18 protein-coding genes are annotated in these 22,499 nt (G+C 65.6%); 5 read left to right on the forward strand and 13 right to left on the reverse strand.

Annotated features, from left to right (window positions below; all coding sequences use genetic code 11):
• Positions 1-316 precede the first annotated feature (316 nt).
• Together mhpT and FPB55_RS15120 are read right to left on the reverse strand one after the other, a co-directional pair.
• A complete protein-coding gene (gene mhpT, locus FPB55_RS15115) occupies positions 317-1,549 on the reverse strand; it encodes a 3-(3-hydroxy-phenyl)propionate transporter MhpT (RefSeq protein ID WP_009685839.1) in 1,233 nt (410 codons plus the stop codon).
• Between the two features lie 33 nt (positions 1,550-1,582).
• Positions 1,583-2,974, reverse strand: coding sequence for an alginate export family protein (locus FPB55_RS15120; protein ID WP_125854523.1), 1,392 nt, complete (start codon positions 2,972-2,974; stop codon positions 1,583-1,585).
• Positions 2,975-3,223: 249 nt separating this feature from the next.
• On the opposite strand from FPB55_RS15120, the gene FPB55_RS15125 reads away from it, so the two are divergent.
• Complete coding sequence (locus FPB55_RS15125; protein WP_047149970.1) at positions 3,224-4,906, forward strand: arylsulfatase; 1,683 nt, start codon at positions 3,224-3,226, stop codon at positions 4,904-4,906.
• Positions 4,903-5,925 (forward strand): formylglycine-generating enzyme family protein, encoded by a 1,023-nt coding sequence (locus FPB55_RS15130; RefSeq protein WP_144188574.1) that lies wholly within the window; start codon positions 4,903-4,905, stop codon positions 5,923-5,925. The genes FPB55_RS15125 and FPB55_RS15130 overlap by 4 nt, the downstream gene beginning before the upstream one ends.
• Here the strand turns inward: FPB55_RS15130 and FPB55_RS15135 are convergent.
• The 5 genes from FPB55_RS15135 to FPB55_RS15155 all read right to left on the reverse strand — a co-directional run bounded on the left by FPB55_RS15135 (position 5,909) and on the right by FPB55_RS15155 (position 13,198).
• Positions 5,909-7,639, reverse strand: coding sequence for an acyl-CoA dehydrogenase family protein (locus tag FPB55_RS15135; protein WP_125854525.1), 1,731 nt, complete (start codon positions 7,637-7,639; stop codon positions 5,909-5,911). The genes FPB55_RS15130 and FPB55_RS15135 overlap by 17 nt on opposite strands.
• A gap of 14 nt (positions 7,640-7,653) precedes the next feature.
• Entirely contained in the window at positions 7,654-8,892 is a 1,239-nt protein-coding gene (locus FPB55_RS15140) for a thiolase family protein (protein ID WP_115294186.1), read from the reverse strand.
• A complete protein-coding gene (locus FPB55_RS15145; RefSeq protein WP_125854526.1) occupies positions 8,889-10,772 on the reverse strand; it encodes a feruloyl-CoA synthase in 1,884 nt (627 codons plus the stop codon). Before FPB55_RS15145 ends, FPB55_RS15140 begins: the two co-directional genes overlap by 4 nt.
• Before the next feature lie 74 nt (positions 10,773-10,846).
• A complete protein-coding gene (locus FPB55_RS15150) occupies positions 10,847-12,295 on the reverse strand; it encodes an aldehyde dehydrogenase (RefSeq protein ID WP_047149973.1) in 1,449 nt (482 codons plus the stop codon).
• 72 nt (positions 12,296-12,367) lie between these two features.
• Positions 12,368-13,198, reverse strand: a complete 831-nt coding sequence (locus FPB55_RS15155; RefSeq protein WP_009685852.1) for a p-hydroxycinnamoyl CoA hydratase/lyase — start codon at positions 13,196-13,198, stop codon at positions 12,368-12,370.
• A 198-nt stretch (positions 13,199-13,396) separates the two neighbouring features.
• Here FPB55_RS15155 and FPB55_RS15160 point away from each other — a divergent pair, with 198 nt between their 5' ends.
• The 3 genes from FPB55_RS15160 to FPB55_RS15170 all read left to right on the forward strand — a co-directional run bounded on the left by FPB55_RS15160 (position 13,397) and on the right by FPB55_RS15170 (position 15,680).
• A complete protein-coding gene (locus tag FPB55_RS15160; protein WP_009685853.1) occupies positions 13,397-13,867 on the forward strand; it encodes a MarR family transcriptional regulator in 471 nt (156 codons plus the stop codon).
• A 102-nt stretch (positions 13,868-13,969) separates the two neighbouring features.
• Positions 13,970-14,740, forward strand: a complete 771-nt coding sequence (locus FPB55_RS15165; RefSeq protein WP_047149983.1) for an SDR family NAD(P)-dependent oxidoreductase — start codon at positions 13,970-13,972, stop codon at positions 14,738-14,740.
• Between the two features lie 175 nt (positions 14,741-14,915).
• A complete protein-coding gene (locus FPB55_RS15170) occupies positions 14,916-15,680 on the forward strand; it encodes a hypothetical protein (protein ID WP_029886989.1) in 765 nt (254 codons plus the stop codon).
• A gap of 49 nt (positions 15,681-15,729) precedes the next feature.
• Here the strand turns inward: FPB55_RS15170 and FPB55_RS15175 are convergent, their stop codons facing one another.
• The 6 genes from FPB55_RS15175 to FPB55_RS15200 all read right to left on the reverse strand — a co-directional run bounded on the left by FPB55_RS15175 (position 15,730) and on the right by FPB55_RS15200 (position 22,421).
• Positions 15,730-15,954 carry a hypothetical protein gene (locus tag FPB55_RS15175; RefSeq protein WP_033691003.1) on the reverse strand — a complete coding sequence of 75 codons (225 nt, stop codon included), beginning with the start codon at positions 15,952-15,954 and terminating at the stop codon, positions 15,730-15,732.
• A gap of 279 nt (positions 15,955-16,233) precedes the next feature.
• Positions 16,234-17,307: an aldo/keto reductase gene (locus FPB55_RS15180; protein ID WP_144188576.1), complete on the reverse strand. Its 1,074-nt coding sequence runs from the start codon at positions 17,305-17,307 to the stop codon at positions 16,234-16,236.
• 116 nt (positions 17,308-17,423) lie between these two features.
• Positions 17,424-18,332 carry a glutaminase B gene (gene glsB, locus FPB55_RS15185; RefSeq protein ID WP_009685859.1) on the reverse strand — a complete coding sequence of 303 codons (909 nt, stop codon included), beginning with the start codon at positions 18,330-18,332 and terminating at the stop codon, positions 17,424-17,426.
• A gap of 150 nt (positions 18,333-18,482) precedes the next feature.
• Positions 18,483-20,057, reverse strand: a complete 1,575-nt coding sequence (locus tag FPB55_RS15190; RefSeq protein WP_144188578.1) for an aldehyde dehydrogenase (NADP(+)) — start codon at positions 20,055-20,057, stop codon at positions 18,483-18,485.
• A gap of 35 nt (positions 20,058-20,092) precedes the next feature.
• The gene (gene araD1, locus FPB55_RS15195; protein ID WP_009685861.1) at positions 20,093-21,082 is read right to left on the reverse strand and encodes an AraD1 family protein; all 990 of its coding nucleotides are present in this window, start codon (positions 21,080-21,082) and stop codon (positions 20,093-20,095) included.
• A gap of 31 nt (positions 21,083-21,113) precedes the next feature.
• On the reverse strand, positions 21,114-22,421 hold the full coding sequence (locus FPB55_RS15200; protein ID WP_029884937.1) for an MFS transporter: 1,308 nt from the start codon (positions 22,419-22,421) through the stop codon (positions 21,114-21,116).
• Positions 22,422-22,499 lie beyond the last annotated feature (78 nt).

The raw sequence follows: 22,499 nt of genomic DNA on the forward strand, positions 1-22,499 counted from the left end.
GCGGCGCAATCGCGAGCTGCGCTCGCTCCTACGTTTGTTTCGGGCCAGTAACGCCTGTGATAGGCGCGCGCGGCCGCCTTGTTTGTACGGCGCGATATTGAGGCATGCACCAAGGCGTTCGCGCGCGAATCCCACAGGAATAATTGGCCCGAAACAAACGTAGGAGCGAGCGCAGCTCGCGATGCGCCGCGCGGGCGGCGCTCGATCTCACAGGCGCTGCATATCTTGTGACAAACACCTATCAGCCCTGATGCGCCCCCTGTGTGTGGCTTGCCTGCGATGGGCCGCAAAGCGGCCCCCTGCACTACAGGCAGGCCTACGGCGCGGCGTTCTGCGCCGCAGCAGGCAGAACTGCGCGTTTACGCTGCCCCAGCAACGCGCGCGCTGCCAACGCGGCCACCACCAGGCCGGGTGAGGCCGCCAGCAGCAAGCCCCCTACCCCCGCCCCCGCCGCCAGGATTTGCCCGGCAGCCAATGGCCCGGCCATCGAGCCCAGCCGGCCCACGGCCACAGACGCACCAACGCCTGTGGCGCGCACGTGGGTGGGGTACAGCGTGGGTGCCAAGGCATACAGCACCAGTTGCCCACCAATGGCGCAATAACCGGCGGTAAAGCCCGCCACCAGCATCAGCGCAAAACTGCTCGACAGCCCCAGCCCAGCCAGCGAGGCCAGCATCCCGGCGTAGGCGATGAACACCGCACGCCCGGCATGCCCGCGGTCCATCATGCGCCCGGTCAGGAACGAGCCTGCTGCGCCGCCAAGGTTGAACAGGATCTGCACCGCACCCGCCTGCGGCCGGCTGTAACCCTGGCCCATCAACAACGACGGCAACCAGTTCAGGAGCATGTACAGCACAGTCAGGGTGAAGAAGCACGCCAGCCAGAGCAGCAGCGTGCGGCTGACCTGCCCCGGCCCGAACAGCTGGGTCAGCAACCCCGCATCACCCGCGCTGGCAGCAGGCCGGGCGCGAAACGCCTGGGACTCTTTCAGCCACAGCATCAGCACCAGGGCAATCATGATCGGCGCAATACCGCCCACGTAGAACACCACTCGCCAGTCTTCACCCAACCCGGCCATGCCGATCACCGAAGCGATCGCCCCACCCAGCGGCACGCCGCAGTAGGTCACACTCACCGCCGTACTGCGCAGGTGCTCCGGCGCCGCCTCGCTGGCCAGGGCGATCAGGATGGGCAGCGCTGCACCAAGCCCCAACCCTGTCACCAGCCGTGCGATCAACAGCGTGCTGTAGCTGTCGGCATGCGCAGTGCCAAGCGAAAACCCACCGAACAGCAATACCGCGACGATCAACACCGCTTTTCGGCCCAGCCTGTCGGCCAGCCAGCCGCCAATGAACGCGCCCGGCAACAGCCCGAGCAACCCGGCGCTGAATACCCAGCCGAGCATCGCCGAAGTCAGCGCGAATTCCTTGGCCATGTGCGGTGCGGCGACGCCGGTGGCCTGAAGGTCCAGGCCCTCAAGCAACGCCACCAAAAAACACAGGCCGATGGTGAGCACCGGCTTGCTTGCAGCTTTGGATGAATGACTCATGTGTGGCCCCTGTTGTTGTTATGGGTCGTGAAGTCAAAGCCTGAATGTGGCACGCAAGGAAACGATCGAAGAATCTTCGCCGCCCGCCTCCTTGATGCCAGCGCCAACGTCGTAGTACTTGAGGTCCAGGTCCAGCGTGAGATTGGGTGTGGCCAACCAACGGGCGTTGGCCCGGTAGATGGTGCCGACATGGCGCCCGGTTCCTCGGGTGTTGGCCAGCATGCTCATGCCCGGCATGTACACCCCGTCCTCTTCGCGTTGCTTCCACACCGCCAGCACGGCCGGCTCGAAACGCACCGTGCGCGACGGCGAAAAACCGAACGTGGGCCCGACCACGATCAAGTTGCTCAAGGTGGTCAGGCTGGCTTCGCCATACACGCCGTTGCGCGGGAACAGCGGGTCGAAGGTACCGACCTTGCCATCGCCAGGCTCGCCATCGCCGCTGGCAGCATCGACGCGCAGCCCCAGGCGCGGTTGCCAGGGGTGGGCGAAGGTATAGCCACTGTCACTCGACAGCGCCCAGGCGCGGATCGATGCGCCGCCCAGGTGGCCCCGCTGGCCAGCCAGGTTCCAGCTCCAGTCAAGCGCTTGATAGCGGCCGAACAGGCGAGTGCCGAAGGTGTAGCGCTGCTCGTCGCCGACCTCGCCAGCCAGGCTGCGCGCGTCGGTCTGCAGGCCAAAGCCGAACAGGTCCATGTTCCAGCTGGGGGTCAGCGGCAACGTGCCGTACAGCCCATAGAACTTCACCGCGTTGTTGCTGCCGTCATCCCAGCTGTCCGCACCGGTTTTCAGTGGCCTGACGGCGAAGGCATCGAGCTTGTAGCCGCGCTTGAGGTTGAGGCTGGCGCGCACGCCATCGAAGCTCAGGCGCAGGTTCGGCGCGTCTCGGTAGGTGACGAAGACCTGATCGCCGTAGGCCATTTCCTGACGACCGACGCGGGTGGTGTACCGGCCTGCGGCAAAGTCATGATTGAAGTCGATGAACGCCTGACGGATTTCGTTGCGGCCTTCGTCGTTGGGCGAATACAGGTCCTTGCCGAAGGCGCGGGTGTTTTCCACCTGCAAGAACGTGCGCAGCCTGTCATCGAACAGGTGCAGGTCCGCATGCGCCTGCAAGCGTTGCAGCAGGTAGGAGTCGTCTTTCAGGCCCCGCAAACCGAAGAAGGGTTGGTCCAATGCATCGGCACGGTAGCGGGCCTCCGCGCCGAGCTGCAGCCAGGCGGACTCGGACAACCGGTGGTAGCGCAGCCCATCGAACGGGTCGCTGGCCTTGGCGGGGTCATCGAGGAAGCGGTAGTCCTCGACCCAGCGCGGCGCGCCGGGCCGGCCTGGCCGGCTCTCTTCCAGCGGGTTCGCAGCATACGTGTACTGGCATAGCGAAAGCAGCACAACGGGCACCCATGCCCGGTTCAACGGCTTGGTCATCAGAAGTTTCCTTTACTTGTTTTTATAAATTTGGATAACTCTGTTAACTATTATTTTTGTTAACCATATTGCCGTCAATGGTTAAATGGCCCCGACAAGGTGCCTGCGCGCATAAGCGTTCGCTGATCGAACGCTTATGCGCCAACCGCCTGCGCAAACCCGGCCCCGGCCGCTAATATCGACGCTGCGTGGTGTCTAACCTGCGGGTAAGCACCGCCCTTTACCTACCAAAACAACAAGAGCACCCCAATGAACTGCCTAAAATCCCTTGCTGCGCTCGGCCTGCTGATGCTCGGCATCAGCCAAGCCATGGCCGCCCCTATCGTTAAACAACCAAACATTCTGCTCATCGTGGCTGACGACCTCGGGTTCTCTGACCTGTCAGCACTGGGCAGCGAAATTCAGACCCCCAACCTGGACAGCCTGCTGGCCGACGGCCGCCTGATGCTGGACTTTCATGCCGCGCCCAGTTGCTCCCCGACCCGGGCGATGCTGATGTCCGGCAACGACCCACACCTGGCCGGGTTGGGCATGATGGCCGAGGCACGCAAGCGCCTGCCGCCTGGCACTGAAGTGCGCCCCGGCTACGAGGGTGTGCTGGCAGGCAATGTCGCCACCCTCGCCGAGCTGCTGCACGATGCCGGCTACCGGACCTTCATTTCCGGCAAATGGCATTTGGGCATGCAACCTGCGCAACAGCCGCAGAACCGCGGGTTCGACCAGGCCTACGTGCTGCTCGAAGGCGGCGCCGCGCACTTCAAGCAAGCCAACATGGATTTGCAGCCGAACTACAGCGCAACCTTCCTGCACAACGGTGAACCCATCGCGCTGCCCACCGACTTCTACTCCAGCACCTGGTTCACCGACCGCCTCATTGACGCGATTGACCAGCCCAACCCTGGCAACAAACCGTTCTTCGCCTTCGCCGCCTATACCGCGCCGCATTGGCCGCTGCAGGCACCGGACCAGTACCTGGCGCAATACCGCGGCCGCTATGACCAGGGCTACGAGGCCATCGCCAAACAGCGCCTGGAGCGCCAGCGCAAGGCCGGCCTGGTACCGGCCGACTTCCCGCTGGACGCACAACTGGAAGGGGTGCCGAGCTGGGCATCGCTCAGCGCCGAGCAGCAACGCCAATCGGCGCGCACCATGGAGGTCTACGCCGCCATGGTCAGCGCCCTGGATGCCGAGGTGGGCAGGTTGGTAGCGCACCTGAGGCAGCGGGGCGAACTGGAAAATACGCTGATCCTGTTCATGTCCGACAATGGCCCGGAGAACGCTTCACGGGTGGACCCGACGTGGATCAGCCAGCACTTCGACAACCGCCTGGACAACTACGGCCGACGCGACTCGTTCCTGATGATCGGCTCGGCCTGGGCCCAGGTCAGCGCCTTGCCCAGCCGCCGCTACAAGATGACCACCTACCAGGGCGGCATCCGCGTGCCGGCCTTTGTCTACTACCCGGCCACGATCAAAGCGGGGCGCAGCGAAGCGCTGGCCAGCGTTCGCGACATCATGCCCACCCTGTTGCAACTGGCCGGTGCGCCGATGCCCGGCATCAAGTACCGCGACCGCGATATCGTGCCGCCGCAGGGCAGTTCGGCACTGGACTACCTGCAAGGCGACGACACGCTCATCCATGCCGGTGACGAAGCCCTGGGCTGGGAAATCAACGGCAGTGCTTCGCTGCGCAAGGGCCCGATGAAGCTGCTGTGGGATGCCACCGACGGCAAACCGGCGTGGCACCTGTACGACCTGCGCAAAGACCCAGGTGAGCACCACGACATCGCCGCTGCGCACCCCGAGCAAGTGGCACAGATGCTGCGCGACTGGAAGGCCTACGCCCAGCGCAGCAATATCGTGATCGATGCCGAAGGCCGCCCCGCCAGCCCTGCCAGAGTGGCGAGCCCGGCGGTGGCCAGCAAGCAATGATCGGGCGTGCAGCCGGCTGCGCACTGCTCGCCGCCGGTTTGCTCGCCATTGGCTACAGCGCCTGGCCGCAAGCGGCGGCCCCGGCGCTGCTGTGTGATGGCTATGGCGGTGTACCCACCCCCCGTGAAGGCCCCTGGCGGGACGGCATGGTGCAGCTGCCCGGCGGCAAGTTCAGTTTCGGCTCGGACCGCTACTACGACGAGGAGGGCCCCGCCCACCTGGCGCAAGTGTCGGCGTTCTGGATCGATGTACACCCGGTCACCAATGCCCAGTTCGCGCGCTTTGTCGCGGCGACCGGCTACCTCACCCATGCCGAGCGGGGGATCGACAAGGCCGACGACCCCAGCCTGCCCCAGCACCTGCGCGTGCCGGGGGCAATGGTGTTCAAGCAAGGGCCGGATGTGCTGCGCCCGGGTTGGCAGTTCGTGCCCGGGGCCAGCTGGCGCCACCCGCAAGGCCCGGGCAGCGACTTGCAAGGGCTGGATAACCACCCGGTGGTGCAAGTGGCACTGGAGGATGCACAGGCCTATGCGCGCTGGGCCGGGCGCAGGCTGCCCAGCGAGGCGCAGCTGGAATATGCAATGCGCGGCGGCCTGCAGGATGCCGACTTCAGTTGGGGCATGACCGAACTGCCCAAGAGCAAAGCCATGGCCAATACCTGGCAGGGCCAATTCCCGTACCACAACGCCGCCACCGACGGTTTCACCGGCACTTCGCCGGTGGGCTGTTTCCCGGCCAACGGCTTTGGCCTGTTCGATGCCGGGGGCAATGTCTGGGAGTTGACCCGCACGGGTTACCGCCCTGGCCATGCGCCGCAGCGCGACGCTGGCCTGGACCCGCCCGGGCCAAGCCTGGACGACAGCCACGACCCCGCTGACCCCGGCGTGAAAGTGGCAGTGATCAAGGGCGGTTCGCACCTGTGTTCGGCAGACCGCTGCCTGCGCTACCGGCCTTCGGCGCGGCAACCTCAGCCGGTGTTCATGGCCACTTCACACGTGGGTTTCAGAACGGTGCGGTAATGCTGGGCAACGGGGCAGCGGCCGCCGCCACGGCCGCTACCTGGCGGTCGAAATCGAGCATCAGGTAGTTGCAGAAAAAGCCGATGCTTTCCTGCTTTTGCAGGCGCAGTGGCGCGCCCACCGGCAGGGCCTGCAGGCAACGCTCGGTGCGCGCCCAGGCAAACGCCTGCAACGCCGTGGCACACAGTTGCAGGAAGTCGCCGGCCGCGCGGTATGGGTACTCGGGGTCAGCGGCCGCCTTGGCCATGACCTCGGCAAGTAGCCCTTGCAGCACCGCACATACCTTCTGCAGAACCGCAGCCGCCATGCCGGTGCCGGCTTCTTTACGCAGTTCGCCCAGCAGCAGTGCCATGCCCGCCCCGCCGTCACCCAGCACCTTGCGCAGCAGCAGGTCGTTGGCCTGCACCTCGTTGGTGCCTTCGTAGATCATGGCGATGCGGCTGTCGCGCAGCGTTTGCTCGATACTGAACTCGCAGGTGTAGCCATAACCGCCGAACACCTGCAGGGCCTTGCTGGCCAGGGTGAAACCTTGCTCGGTGAAGGCAGCCTTGATGACCGGTGTCAGCAGCGCCGCCAGCGTCGACGCCTTGGCCCGTTGCCCGGGGTCAGTGGCTGCTGCGGCCACATCCAGCCAGTGCGCCGCCCAGTAGCCCAGTGCGCGCATACCTTCGCTGCGCACCCGCAGCTCAAGCAGCACCCGGCGCATGGCGGGGTGCAAGTGAATGGGGTCGGCTTGGCCCTTGGGCTGCCCGGGCGCATTCATCTGCCTACGCGCCATGGCGTATTCCCGGGCACATTGCCAGGCGGCTTCGGCGTGCGCCAGCCCTTGCAAGCCAACGTGCAGCCGGGCCGAATTCATCATCACGAACATCGCCGCCAGGCCGCCGTGCGCCTGCCCCACCAACCAGCCACTGGCCGCCTCGAAGCGCAATGCACAGGTGGCGCTCCCGCGGATACCCAGCTTGTGCTCCAGGCCTTCGCACTGCACCGCATTACGCTGACCGTCTTCCAGCCATTTGGGGACCAGCAGCAGCGACAGACCGCGGCTGCCGGCCGGCGCGCCCGGCAGCCGCGCCAGCACCAGGTGCATGATCTGGCGGGTCAGGTCGTGGTCGCCGCCGGAGATGAACAGCTTGTTGCCCGTGATGGCATAACGGCCGTCGCCCAACGGCTCGGCGCGGCAGCGCAACAGGCCCAGGTCGCTGCCGGCCTGGGGCTCGGTCAGGCACATGGTGGGCAGGATCTCGCCACTGACGATACCGGGCAGGTAGCGTGCCTGCAGTTGTTCGCTGGCATGCGCCTGCAGGCATTGGTACGCGCCATGGGCGATACCGGTGTACATGGCCCAGGCATGGTTGCTGGCGAAGAGCATTTCCTGCAGCGCAGCGTCGAGCACCAGCGGCAAACCTTGGCCGCCGAACTGCGGGGTACAGGCCAATGCCGGCCATCCTGCCTCGACATAAGCCTGGTAGGCCGCCGGGAAACCGTGCGGGGTCCGCACCTGCCCCGCCTCCATACGGCAACCCTGGCGATCACCTGTGGCGTTCAGCGGCACCAGCACCTGCTCAGTGAAGCGGGCGGCTTGTTCCAGCACCTGCCACGCCAGGTCCAGGTCCAGGTCGGCATGAGGCGGCATTGCCTGCCAGGCCTTGTCAGCCTGGAGCCAATGTTGCAGCACGAATTGCATGTCCAGCAGGGGGGCCTTCCAGGCCATGGAACACCTCTTGTTCAGGCAGTGAAACGGGGGTTTTCGATGAGCAGCGCCATGCCTTGGCCGCCGCCAATGCACGCAGCAGCCACCCCATAGCGCAGGTGGCCCTGCTGCAGTTGCCGGGCCAGTGTGTGCACCAGCCGCAACCCGGTGGCGGCCAGCGGGTGCCCGAGGGCAATGGCGCCGCCGTGAACGTTGAGCTTTGCCACATCGAGCTGTAGCGCCTGGGCCACCGCCACCACCTGCGCGGCTTGAGCTTCGTTGATTTCGAAGCGGTCTATCTGGTCTGCGCGCAGGCCGCTGTGGCGCAGTAGCAGCTCGATGGCCGGCACCGGCCCGATACCCATGGTGTGCGGCGATACGCCCACCGCCGTGGCCATCAACAGTTTCGCCAGGGGCGGTCGCGTGCAACTGGCGTAGGGCGCCACCACTGCCGCCGCCGCCCCATCGGCCACCGCGCAACTGTTGCCTGCGGTTTGTACCCCACCAGGGTGCACGGTACGCAGCCGCGCCAGCGCTGCAGCATCGGTGGGCCGTGGGTGGCTGTCGCGGCTGACTTCGGCGAGCCCGCGTGGCAGTTCGATACCGCGTGGCTGGTAGCCATCGGCGAAGAAGCTTTCGCTGCTGATGCTGACGATTTCCTCAGCGAACCAACCGGCCTGCTGGGCCTGTAACGCGCGCTGATGGCTGCGCAAGGCCCAGGCATCCACGGTTTCCCGCGCCAGGCCATGCTCACGGGCCAGGTTGTCTGCGGTGCCGATCATGTCCACATCGGCCGCCGGGTCGTACAACGCCTCCCAGAGGAAGTCCTTGAACCCGACCGGCGCCCCCAGGCGGAAGCCGCCCCGGTGTTCATAGGCCGCGATCGGGTTGCGTGACATGGATTCGGCACCTACGCACAACACCTGCGGCGCCCCGCTTCGCAGTTGCTCGGCAGCCTGGCGCAACAGCTCGAGCCCCGTGCCACAGATGCGCTGTACCGCCAAGGCCGGCACTGCCAGCGGCACGCCACAGTAAAGGCCGACATGCCTTGGCAGGAAATAGGCATCGAAGCTGGCCTGGGCCATGCTGCCGGCCAGCACACTGCCCACGGCCTGCGGATCGCTACCGGCACGCGCCAGCACCGCCCGCCCGGCCTTGATGGCCAGGTCGATGGGTGAAACGGTTGCCAGCGCACCCCCAAGGTCAACCCAAGGGGTGCGCACCATATCGACGATGGCAACGTCGTCGAACACGGTGCACAGCCCGCCGCTCATGGCCGCGCCTGTGCGTGCAACTGGCCCGGGGCTTCGCGCCGATACAGCGCCTCGACCAGGGCAGCGCGCCGCTGCAACACCGCACGTTGGTTGATCGAGCCCTTGTCGGTGATTTCGCCCGCGTCGATCGAGGGTGGCTCTGCAAGCAAGGCCAACCATTCGATGCGGCTGGCGTTGCCTTGGGCGTCCCGGTTCAGGTGCGTCAGCCAGTTGGCAAACCACCGGCGCACCGCGTCGCTGCCCAGGACCTGGGCGTCGCTGGCCTCTGCCCCAAGCCCCGCCAATTGCCGGCACTCGGGTAGCCGCGGGAACACCAGCATGCCCAGGCACTCGCGATCGGGCGCCGCGACCACGACGTCCTGCACATAGGGCGAGCCTTCCAGCACCGCACGGTTGCGCAGTGGCCCGACACTGACAAATACACCCGACGACAGCTTGAAGTCCTCGGCGATGCGGCCGTCGAACATCAGGCCCTGCTCCGGCTGTTGCGGATCCGCGAGTTTCAGGGCATCGCCCGAGCAGTAGAAGCCCTCCTCGTCGAACACCTCGGCAGTTTGCTGCGGCGAGCGCCAGTAGCCCGGCATGATATGCGGGCCGCGAAAACGCGCTTCGAGCTTGTCGGCCTGGGGCACCAGCTTCACCTCACAACCCGGTGCCGGCAAGCCGACGTAGCCGGCCATCGACAGCGGCCCAGTGGTAAAGGTGCAGGACGGCGCCGCCTCGGTCATGCCCAAGCCCGCCATCATGCGGATACGCTCGCCGCAGTGCTGCTCGGCGATACGGTCCAGGCGGTCCCAAACGCTTTGCGAAAGCCCCGCTGCGGCAAAGAAGAACAGCTTCATGCGGGCGAAGAACACCTCGCGCAGCTGGGCGTCCTGCTCCAGCGCCTTGGCCAGCTCTTCCCAGCCCCTGGGTACGGTGAGATAGGCCGTGGGCGAAATCTCGCGCAGGTTGCGCAAGGTTTCCGCGAAGCCTTGCGGGGTCGGCTTGCCGGCGTCCAGATAGAAACTGCCGCCGTTGTACAGGACGATGCCCAGGTTGTGGCTGCCGCCGAAGGTGTGGTTCCAGGGCAGCCAATCGACCAGCACCGGCGGCTCTTCGGCAAACACCGGGAAGGTCTGCAGCAGCATCTGCTGGTTGGCGCAGAGCATGCGCTGGGTGGTGATCACCGCCTTGGGCAGCTTGGTGGAACCCGAGGTGAACAGGAACTTGGCAATGGTATCGGGCCCGGTGGCGGCGAACGCAGCGTCTGCCGGCGCCAGGTCACAGGGCTGCAGCAGGCTGGCGAAACTGAAATGGCGGCGGCGTGGCGGCTGGCCTTGCACGCTGACCACCGGCACCGATTCATCCAGCACGGCATCGAAGGCACGCTGGAACGGCTGGCTGTCGGTGGCGAACACCAGGCCAGGGGTCAGCACCTCGCAAACGTGGCGCAGCTTGGCGAAGTCCTGCGACAGCAGTGCGTAGGCAGGCGACACCGGGCAGTAAGGAATGCCGGCATACATGGCCCCCAGGGCAAGCTGCAGGTGCTCGATGTCATTGCCGGAAAACAGTACCAGCGGCCGTTCGGCGCCAAGGCCGAACCCCAGCAAGTGGGCAGCGATGGTACGTACCTGTTCGAGCATCTGCGCATAGCTGACTTCACGCCAGCCACCGCTGGGCTCGCGCGCGGCGATGAAGGTGGTGTGCGGGCGCACGCGCGCCCAGTGCAGCAGGCGGTCGAGCAGGCGCGCCGGCAAAGGCGCCAACGGCTCCAGCGCCAGCATGCGCAGCACACCGTCGGTTTCACTGACCTGCACTTGTGGGTGCCCAATGGACACCTGCCGGTAGCGCGGCGGTTGGCCAGGGTCGCATGACCGCAGGCGGGGTTGGGTATTCACGCAGGTTGCTCCTTGTTCTTGTTGTACAGGCTGCCGCCGCCGGGCATTGCCCGGGGCGGCCCGTTGCGTGTTGCTCAGATGGGGTAATGCCGGGGGCCCTGTTGCAGGGTGACCCAGCGCAACTGGGTGAACTGGTCGATGGCCGTGCGGCTGCCGAAGCTGCCATAGCCGCTGGCCTTCACCCCGCCGAAGGGCATTTGCGCTTCATCGTGCACGGTCGGCCCGTTGATGTGGCAGATACCCGATTCCACGCGCTGGGCCAGGGCCAGCGCCCGGCTGGTGTCCCGGCTGAAAATGGCTGACGACAGGCCAAACTCCGAATCGTTGGCCAGTTGCAGCAAGGCCTCGTCACCTTCGGCGCGCAGCACTACAGCCACCGGCCCGAACGACTCTTCGCGGTACAGGCGCATGCTGCTGTCGACATGGTCGAGCAGGGTCGGCTGCAGGATGCTGCCGTCCAGCTGGCCGCCGCAGACCAGGCGAGCGCCCTTGGCCACGGCATCGTCGATCAGCGCCTTGATGCGTTCGCCCGCCGCACTGCTGACCAGCGAGCCGAGCACCGAGTCGCTGGCCTGGGGGTCGCCGGCACGAAGCCCGCTGACCTTGACTGCCAACTTGTCGACAAAGGTATCGGCGATGCGGCTATCGGCCAGCAAGCGCTCGGTGGACATGCAGATCTGGCCCTGGTTGAAGTAGGCGCCAAAGGCCGCCGCTTCGACCGCGGCGTCCAGGTCGGCGTCGTGCAGCACCAGCAACGGCGCCTTGCCGCCCAACTCCAGCAAGGCCGGTTTCAGGTGGCGTGCGGCCAACTCGCCGACGATGCGCCCCACCTGGGTGGAGCCGGTAAAATTCACCCGCCGCACAGCGGGGTTGGCAATCAGGCGTTCGACCACCGCTGGCGCATCCTCCGGGGCGTTGCTGATGACGTTGACCACGCCATCGCCCAGCCCCGCATCCTGAAGCACCTGGCCGATCAACCGGTGCACGGCCGGGCTCTGCTCCGACGCCTTCAGCACCACGGTATTGCCGCACGCCAGGGGCATGGCGATGGCGCGCGTGGCCAGAATGACCGGGGCATTCCAGGGCGCGATACCCAGCACCACCCCGCACGGTGCGCGCAAGGCCATGGCGAAACTGCCAGGCACATCCGAAGGGATCACCTCGCCGGTGACCTGCGTGGTCATGGCGGCGGCTTCACGCAGCATGTTGGCCGCCAGCTTCACATTGAAGCCGTACCAGTTGGCCATCGCCCCGGTTTCACCGGCCGCAGCGATGAACTCGCCGGCGCGCGCCTGCAGCAGGTCTGCGCCGGCCAGCAGGCGGCCACGTCGCTCACTGGGCGCCAGTGCTGCCCACGCCGGGAACGCCGCGCTGGCGGCTGCCACGGCAGCATCGGCATCGGCCAGCGAAGCCGCGGCCACCTGCGATACCACTTCACCACTGACCGGGTTGCGTCGCTCGAAGGTTCGTCCATCGCTGGCGGGGCACGACCGCCCGCCAATCAGCAAAGGCACCTGCAACATGCTCATTCCTCTTGTTGTATTCATGGGCACTATTCGCGGGCTGCCGCCAGGGGCGGCGCGGCCCGCTGGCATTCAACGCTTGTAAGCCTGCAAGCCTGGCTTGATGCTCTTGTCGTCGAGGAACTGCTTCATGCCCTGCTCGCGCCCCCCTTCGGTGTCCAGCAGGCGGGACTGGTCGAGCTTGGCGTACAGGTAGTCTTCGTTCTGCTCCCAGGTCAGTTCGCGGCAACGCTTGAAGCCGTTCTTGGCGGCACGCAGCACCACCGGGTTTTTCTCCAGCAGGTTCAGCGCCAGTTCGCGGGTGGTTTCGCGCAGTTGCGCCAACGGCACGCTTTCGTTCACCAGGCCCATTTCGGCCGCCTTTGCCCCACCGAAGGTCTTGCCGGTCATGATGTAGTACAGCGACTGACGGTGGCCCACGGTGTCGGCCATGGCCTTGCTGACCAGGTTGCCGGGTGGGATGCCCCAGTTGATTTCCGACAGGCCGAACGTGGCTTCGTCGGCACAGATGGCCAGGTCGCAGGCCACCAGCGGGCTGAAACCGCCGCCGAAACACCAGCCGTTGACCATGGCAATGGTCGGTTTGGCGTACATGCGCAGCAGCTTCCACTGCCACTGCGATGCATCGCGGCGGATTTTTTCCTGAAGGATTTCCGGCCCGGCGTCCACCTCGCGGAAGTACTCCTTGAGGTCCATGCCGGCCGTCCACGACTCCCCGGCACCGGTCAGGACCAGTACGCCAGCCTCGGCGTCCTGCTCCAGGGTTTCCAGCACGTCGATCATTTCCCGGTTCAGGGTGGGGCTCATGGCGTTGCGTTTTTCTGGCCGATTGAGGGTGACCCAGGCAATGCCCGACTCCAGCTCGACTTTCACGGTAGCCCAACGGCCTGCGTATTTGCTCATGGTTCTGCACTCTTGTTGTTCGGGGTGATGCCTTCAAGCTAAGGGAGCAAATTAGTTATGTCAATTAACTATTATAAAAATTATCTTTTGCAGCACCTCAGCCCCCGCTCTTTTTCACCAGCCCTCCTCTAGCCGGATCCTGCCAAGGCAGGCAAACTAGGTAACTTTCTTACCCATGCCCCAGGAGCCATTCACCCGATGGGAAGGTCTGCCCGCACTACCGATACCGCTGCCACCGCCGTTTCCGGGGCGGATGTCGTGCTTGAAGACTTGATCGGTTATGCCCTTCGCCGTGCCCAGTTGAAGCTGTTTCAGAACTTTATCGGTCGGCTGGCTGCCCATGATCTGCGCCCGGCGCAATTTTCGGCACTGGCGGTGATCGAGCAGAACCCAGGGCTGATGCAGGCGGACTTGGCCCGCTCGCTGGCCATCGAGCCACCCCAGGTGGTACCGCTGTTGAACAAGCTGGAAGAACGCGCCCTGGCCGTACGGGTGCGCTGCAAACCGGACAAGCGCTCGTACGGGATTTTTCTCAGCAAAGCCGGTGAAGTACTGCTCAAGGAGTTGAAGCAGATCGCCAGCGACAGCGACCGGGAAGCGACCGCGGCACTGAATGACGAGGAGCGCGAGCAATTACTGCGCTTGTTGACCAAGATCTACCAGGCGTAAAACCTGTGAGCCGCGCTACCGCGGTGCTGCTGCCGGTAGTGCATGATCTGCAATGACCCGGTGTACTCATTGGGAGTACACCGCAGTGCCGAGGGCGCCCCATTGCACCTGATCCCTGGATTGACCGGGCAAGCCAACGCCCTGATAGGCGGCGCCAGCCAAGGCATCGGCCTGGCACTGTGCCAGGCCTTGCTGGCCCGCGACGATATCGACCTGGTGTGGGCGGTATCGCGCAGTGCCAGCCGTAGCAGCGCATTGCTTGCGCTGACGGCCGCACACGACCAACGCCTGAGGCTGGTGGATTGCGATGCACGCGACGAGGCGGCCCTTGCTGCGCTGGCCTGCACGGTCAGCGCTGGCTGCAAGCACCTGCACCTGGTGGTGAGCACGCTGGGCATTCTGCACCAGCAAGGCGCCAAGGCGGAAAAATCCCTGGCCCAGCTGGACCTGGCCGGGTTGCAGGCCAGCTTCGTAACCAATGCCTTCGCCCCTATTCTGCTGCTCAAGCACCTGCTACCCCTGCTGCGCCAGCAGCCGGCCACCTTTGCCGCGTTGTCGGCGCGGGTGGGCTCGATCGGCGACAACCGCCTGGGCGGCTGGTACAGCTACCGCGCGAGCAAGGCGGCGCTGAACCAGCTGTTGCACACGGCAAGTATCGAGCTGCAACGCCTGAACCCGGCGGCTACGGTATTGGCGCTGCACCCAGGCACCACCGATACCGCGCTGTCGCGGCCGTTCCAAAGCAATGTGCCGCCGGGCAAGTTGTTCGAGCCGGCGTTTGCCGCTCAGTGCGTGATCGACCAGGTAAGCCGGACAGGCCCAGCCGACAGTGGCAGCTTCTGGGGGTGGGACGGCCAGCGGATCCCGTGGTGAGCCGCTTCGCGCCGCAGGCCCGGCCCGCGCGGCATGACTTTGCAGGCACGCCACAGCCTTGACCCCGGCCCTTGCGCCGCCGCATGCTCGCAGGCTTGCCCCCACGCACAAGGAACGATTGCATGCTGCAGCCCCTGGCCACCCACACCGAGCTGGGCCTGGGCCCATTCGCGCAATGACGCTGTTGTACCTGAAGCTGATCGTCACCCCTTTGCTGATGTGGGCCATTTCCCTGGCGTCGCGCCGATGGGGCGGCCTGCTGGGCGGGCTGTTGTCCGGCATGCCCATTACCTCGGCACTGGTCATGACCTTCCTGTGCCTGGAACAGGGCAGCACCTTTGCTGTAGCTGCAGTGCCTGGCGCACTGGGCGGCCTGGTGGCGGTGCAGGCGACGTACTGCTGCTTCATGTGGAGCACCCGCCGGGCAGCGCTGGTACCCGCCGTGCTGCTGGCGTTGCTGGCGTACGGCCTGGTGGCTTACGCATTTACCCACTGGGGCAACCTGCACCTGTCGGTGGCCGTAGCGCTGGTTCTGATCGGGGTGCTGATACGCGCCAGTGGCCGCGAGCCCAGCCCGGACATGCTGGCCCGCCCCAAGCACCGATACTGGGAAATACCGCTGCGCATGGTGGCGGCGACCAGCCTGCTGATGCTGACCACAAGCCTGGCCGACTGGCTGGGCCCGGCAACCAGCGGCATGCTGGCACCGATACCGGTAATCGCATGGCCGCTGGTCGTGTTTGCCTACGTCCAGAATGGCCGGCCCGGGATGGCCGCGATGGTGCGGGGCAATGCGATTGGCGCGGTGGGGGTGATCGCGTTCTACCTGGTATTGGCAGCACTGCTGCAAGCCTGGGGCGCCGCGGCTGCCATCGGCGTGGCAATCGCCAGTGCCGTGGTGCTGACCCTAGGGCTGGCCGCCGCATTACGGCGGCGCTGACGTTCAGCCTGCCACGCCAAAGGGTGCCGGGCTCACCCGTTGGCCTTCGTCACGCCACGTCGATTTGGGTCAGCCCCATTACCTTAGCCTGGGCCAAGATTTCGTCCGGGCTGGCATCAGCGGGCGGCATCAGCAAACTGTTCTCGCCGTCGCCGAAGTGCAGCACCATCAGGTGCAGCGCTGCCTGGTGCAGGGCAAGCTCGGGCTGTTCGAGCTCGAAGGTGTGGGTGCAAGGCTGGCCATTGAGTTGATAGCGGACCGTGTAGGCGTACATAAGAACCTCTTGATTGAACAAGGACTCAATACCTGACCGGTCGGGCAGAAAATAATTCAGGTAAATAGCGGCCGCCTGGCCCATTGGGCCAAACGACCACCAGGTTGGCACTGCCCTGCGCTTACTCGGCGCCCGGCGGAATGCCGTCCTTGTTCTTGTCTTTCAACCGGGCCTTCTCTTCTTCCGTGGAATGGGCTGGCACTTGGGTTTGCTGGTCTTTCTGCTGCTCGGCCATGGGCGTGTCCTCTTCGATGGTGGCTGAACGATTACCTGCACTCGTCACGGTTGCTGGCGCTGCATCGTTTTGCGGTGCAAGGCGATGAATGGCGCCTCGGCAGGGTCGATGCGGTCCATTTCGGCCGCGATCCGGTGCCAGTAGGGATACTGGGGCGCGATCTGCGTGGCCTGTTCCATCTGTTCCAGGTCTTCTGGCAAGAGCACCAGCTCGGTCGCCTGCAAGTTGTCATGCAGCTGCTCGAAGCTGCGCCCCGCCGTGATCACGCTGGTGATGCCGGGGCGGTCCTTGAGCCAGGCCAGGCATACCCGTGCCGGCGAGCAGCCATGGCGCTGGCCGATGGTGATCAAGGCTTCGATGATGTCATAGGCCCGCTCGCGATCATGCACGTAGGGTTCTGGCCAGTCATTGCCCTGGCGGGTGCCCTTGGGGGTCTGCTGCCCGCGCCGCACCTTGCCGGTCAGCAACCCCTCGCCCAGGGGCCCCCACACCAAGGTTGCAACCCCTTGGTCGATGGCCATGGGCAGCAATTCGTACTCGGCTTCGCGCGCCTCCGGGGTGTAGTAGATTTGCTGCGATACCGGCTGCTGCCAGCCATTCACGCGCGCGCAGCCGAGGGTTTTCATCATTTGCCAGGCGGTGTAGTTGGACGTGCCGAAGTAGCGGATCTTCCCGCTCTGCACCAGGTGGTCCAAGGCCGCCAGGGTTTCCTCCACCGGCGTCACGCCATCCCAGTTGTGTACCTGGTACAGGTCGATATGGTCGGTACCCAGGCGCTTGAGGCTGGCCTCGCAGGCGCGAATCAAGTGGTAACGCGACGCCCCGCTGTCGTTGGGGTTGTCGCCCATCGGGCTGCGCGCCTTGGTCGCAAGGATGATCGACTGGCGCCGCTGGGCCAGCGCCTGGCCAACGATTTCTTCGGCAAGGCCGTGCGAGTACAAGTCGGCCGTGTCCACCAGATTGACGCCGGCATCGAAGGCCATGTCGAACATGCGCCGTGCCTGGTCGACATCCACGCTACCGGTTTTTTCGAATGCGCCACGCCCGCCGAACGGGACCGTGCCAACCACCAGCTCCGAAACCAGCAGGCCAGTGTTGCCGAGTGCGCGGTATTTCATGGGCTACCTCCATTGCATAAGACATGCAATACCGACGGCCCATGGCGCTGAAACGTTCAATCAGGTTGGCCGAACCCGGCTGGGGCAAGCGACCACGCGCCAGGCCAGCCTGGTATTCAGAACACCGACCAGCCAATGCGTGCGCTCAGCAACTCCAGCGCGGCCATGCCGGCCAGCGAGTTGCCCGCCGCGTTCAGCTCCGGCGACCACACGCATACGCTGAACTGCCCCGGTACGATGGCGACGATGCCGCCGCCCACGCCACTCTTGCCCGGCAACCCTACCCGGTAGGCGAAGTTGCCTGCCTCGTCATACAGGCCACTGGTGGCCATGATCGAGTTCACCTGCTGGGTCTGGCGACGGCTGAGAATTTGCTGACCGCTGTGCTTGCAAAAGCCGTCGTTGGCCAGAAAGCAGAATGCCCGCGCCAGGTCCAGGCAATTCATGCGCAGTGCGCAGTAGCTGAAGTAACTGCGCAGCACCGTTTCCACCTCGTTGTGGAAGTTGCCAAACGACTGCATCAGGTAAGCCATGGCCGCATTGCGCGCGCGGAACTGATACTCCGAATCGGCGACGCGGGTGTCGATCTGGATGTGCGGGTTACCGGACAGGCGCCGGACGAAATCGCGCATCGACAAGGTTGGCGCAGCGAAGCGCGACTGGTTGATGTCGCAGATGACCAAGGCCCCTGCGTTGATGAACGGGTTGCGCGGGCGCCCGCGCTCGAACTCCAGCTGCACCAGCGAGTTGAATGGCTGGCCGGACGGCTCATGGCCAAGCCGCTCCCAGATCGCTTCACCCGAATGGCCTATCGCCTGAACCAGGCTGAACACCTTGGAAATGCTCTGCACCGAGAACGGTTCCAGGGCGTCGCCTGCACAGTAGTGACTGCCATCGTTGCTGTAGACGGCGATGCCCAGTTGCTGGGCCGGCACGTCGGCCAGCGCAGGAATGTAATCGGCAACTTTGCCCGTGCCGATCAAGGGGCGTACTTGTTCAAGGATCTCGTTCAACAGCGTTTGCATGGCGGGCCCTGGTTCAGTCCCCCTCGACGACGGCGGGGGTCGCATTCTTGACGCCGAGTGCGTGAAGGAAATCACACATTTGGCAACAAACTCCCCCGTCGGCGCCGTGCGGCCTGCAAGGCCTGGGCCGCCGCCATGCCCAAGCCTGCGTCAGATCAATGCCTCACGGCTGTGCTGGCCGTCGACCAAGCGCTGCAGCCCCAGCGGGTTGGTATTTTTCAGCGCATCGGGCAGCAGCGCATCGGGGTAGTCCTGGAAGCACACCGGGCGCAGGAAGCGGTCGATGGCCAAGGTGCCGACCGAGGTGCCGCGGGCATCGGAGGTAGCCGGGTAGGGCCCACCATGCACCATCGCTTCGCACACTTCGACACCGGTGGGGTAACCGTTGAGCAGCAGGCGCCCTGCCTTGCGCTGCAGCAGCGGCACCAGCGTGGCGAACTGCTGGAGGTCTTGCGGCTCGGCGATCAGGGTGGCGGTGAGCTGCCCGTGCAACGCTTGCACGGCGCGGCGCAGCTCGGCTTCGTCGGCGACTTCGACCAGCACCGTGGCAGGCCCGAACACTTCTTCCTGCAGCAGTTCGTCACCGTTCAACAGCAGGCTCGCATCGGCCTGGAACAGCTGCGCCCGGGCCTGGTCGCCAACCTGCTCGGCACCGGCCAGGTGGCGCACGCCTGGGTGCTGGTGCAGGCGCTGCACGCCACTGGCATAGCTGCGCAAGGTGCCGGTATTGAGCATGGTTTGCGCGGGCTGGTCGGCCAGTTGCGCAGCCAGCGTTGCAGTGAAGGCGGTGAATGCCTCACCGGCAATGCCAATGACCAGCCCGGGGTTGGTGCAGAACTGCCCACAGCCCAGCACCACCGAAGCCGCCAGCGCCTCGGCCACCTGCCCGCCGCGCGCGCGCAACGCCGCGGGCAAGACCAGCACGGGGTTGATGCTGCTCATTTCGGCGAACACCGGAATCGGCTGGGGGCGTGCTGCCGCCAGGTCACACAGGGCACGCCCGCCCTTTAGCGAACCGGTAAACCCCACCGCCTGGATGGCCGGGTGGCGCACCAACGCTTCACCCACACCGCTACCGTAGACCATGTTGAACACCCCGGCAGGCATGCCGGTGGCCTGCGCCGCCCGCTCGATAGCCTCGCCCACCTGCGCGGCCGTGGCCATATGGCCGCTGTGCGCCTTGACCACCACCGGGCAGCCAGCGGCCAGCGCTGCTGCGGTGTCGCCGCCGGCAGTGGAGAACGCCAGGGGGAAGTTGCTGGCACCGAACACGGCTACCGGCCCTACGCCGGTGCGGTACTGGCGCAGGTCCGGGCGTGGCAGTGGCTGCCGGTGTGGCTGGGCGCGGTCGATGCGCGCCGCCAGGTAATCGCCGCGGCGCAGTACCTTGGCGAACAGGCGCAGCTGATTGCTGGTTCGGCCGCGCTCGCCCTGGATGCGCGCAGCAGGCAACGCCGTTTCGCGGCACACCGTGGCGATGAAGCTATCGCCCAACGCGTCCAGCTGGTCGGCAATGGCATCGAGAAACTGCGCGCGACGCTCGGGCGCCATGCCGTTGTATTCGACGAATGCCGCTTCGGCGGCCTCGGCAGCGGCGGCCACCTCGCCAGGGGTGGCCTGGGTGAAGACCCCCGGCAAGGCTTCGCCGGTGCGCGCATCGAGGCTTTGCAGGTGAACGCTGCCAGCAGCGCTGCGCTGGCCGCCAATGAAATTGCTTGCAGACATGGTTGACTCCTGTAACAAGAAAGAAGGCCTGGCCCTCACAGGCTTTTCACCAGCCCCGGGCGAACCTGCCCGGGCGCTGCGGCAATGCCGTTGCGCAGCGGCTGGCCAAAGGCGTCGAGGCTGATTTCGAAGGTATCGCCCGGTCGGGCCTGCACGCCGTCGGCGAACGACAGTGTGGCGGTGCCGAAATAGTGCACATGCACATCGCCAGGGCGCAGGAACTGGCTGTATTTGAAGTGGTGGTACTCCAGGTTCTCGAAGCTGTGGCACATGTTCTGCTCGCCGGACAGGAACGGCTTGCTCCACAGCACCTGGCCATCGCGCAGAATGCGGCTGGTGCCTTCGAGGTGCGCTGGCAACGCCCCCAGGCGAAGCTCCGGGCCGAAACTGCAGGCGCGCAGCTTGGAATGCGCCAGGTACAGGTAGTTGCGCCGCTCCAGCACATGGTCGGAAAACTCGTTGCCCAAGGCGTAGCCAAGACGGTACGGGGTATTGCCCGGGCCGATCAGGTACAGCCCGACCAGCTCAGGCTCCTCGCCGGCGTCTTCGGCAAAGGCCGGCAGCGGCAGGTCGGCGCCGGGGCGCACCACGATCGCGCCGTCGCCCTTGTAGAACCACTCCGGCTGCGCCCCCTCCTCACCCGCTGGCGGCCGCCCGCCCGCCAGGCCCCACTGGAACATGCGCATGCTATCGGTCAAGGTACCTTCGGCCTGTTGCTGGTGCATTTTGTCGCGGGTGGCGGCGCTGCCCAGGTGGGTCAGGCCGGTGCCGGTGACCAGGCAGTGCGCCGGGTCCGGGTGGTCCAAAGGTGGCAGCACACGGCCCTGGGCCAGCAAGGCCAGGTAGTCGTGCCGCTCACCCAGCCCAGCGGCCCGGACTTCACTGGCCAGATCGCGGCCGGCGGCAATGGCCTGCAAGGCCAGCTCACGGGTGCTGCTGGCGCCACGCACTTCAAGGGCGTACTCGCCTTCCACCACGCCCACATGGCGCGCGCCGGCGGCGCTTTCGAATTGAATCAGTCGCATGGTTGATGTGCTCGCTTGTCGGTTGCAAAGTTCAGCGGGCGCCTTCGGCGGCCCGCGTGGAAGCCAGGCGTTGGCGACGCTCCAGGCGGTTGTAGACGACGCCGGTGAGCAGCACGCCGAACAGCATCACCAGGGCAAGGAAATACAGCCCCGAAGACAACTGCCCGGTGTGTTCCTTGAGCGCGCCGATACCGAACGGCCCCAGGTAGCCGCCAAGGTTGCCGATCGAGTTGATCAGGGCGATGCCTGCGGCTGCGCTGGCACCTGAAAAGAACCGCCCAGGCAGCGTCCAGAAGATGGCCGTGCAGGAAAACAGGGCAAATGCCACCACGCACAGCGCGGCCAACTGCAGCACCGGCACCGTCAGCCAGGCACTGAGGAACAGGCCTATGGCGCCCAGCGCACACAGCAGGCCCAGGTGCCCGTAGCGGTCGTTGAGGCGGTCAGAGCTGCGGGGCATGATCAACAGGCCGATGATGCCGAACAGGTACGGCACCGCCGAAACGAAACCCGTGACCAGATCGCTGCCGCCAAACTGGTGGATCAGCGTTGGCAGCCACAAGCCGAGGCCGTAGATGCTCAAGGTGACCGGCAGGTAGAACAGCGCCAGCAACAGTACGCGGCCGTCCTTGAGCGCATGCAGCGGGTTGCCATGGCGGGTCTGGCCAAAATCACGCAGGTCGTTGGCCAGTTGCTCCTGCAGCCAACTGCGTTGTGCCTCGCTGAGCCAGCGCACCTGGGCAGGCCCGTCCGGCAGCAGGCGCAAGGTAGGCCAGGCGAGCAGCACCGCCGGGGTGCCGATGCAGATGAACAGCCACTGCCAGCCATGCAGGCCGTAGATGCCCTCCAGCCCCAGCAGCGCGCCGGAAAGCGGCCCGGTGATCAGCATGGCCAGGGGCTGCGAGAGGATGAAAAAGCCCAGGATCTTGCCGCGATGCCGCACCGGGTACCACTGGGTTATGTAGTACAGCACCCCCGGAAAGAAGCCCGCCTCGGCGGCGCCGAGCAAGAAGCGCATCACGTAGAAGCCATTGGGCCCGGTCACGAAGGCCATGCCGATGGTGATTGCACCCCACGTCACCAGGATGCGGGCGAACCAGCGCCGCGCGCCAAAGCGGTCGAGCAGCAGGTTGCTCGGCACTTCGAACAGAAAATAGCCGATGAAGAACAGCCCGGCACCCAGGCCATAGGCCGCGTCACCCAGGCCGATGTCGGCGCCCATGTGCAGCTTGGCAAAGCCCACCGCCGAACGATCGACGTAGGCCACCAGGTAAAGCAGAACCAGAAAAGGGATGAGTTTCAGTGTGATCAGGCGGACAAGCCGCTGCTCCTGAATCATGGCGATGTCTCCAATTGTTCTTGTAATGAGCACAGCACCCGGCCGGGGCTTTTTGGCAGACCGCTAACCTGGCGACAG

It is taken from the genome of Pseudomonas sp. BJP69 (assembly GCF_007633355.1).
In the GTDB taxonomy this organism is placed as follows: Bacteria; Pseudomonadota; Gammaproteobacteria; order Pseudomonadales; family Pseudomonadaceae; genus Aquipseudomonas; species Aquipseudomonas juntendi.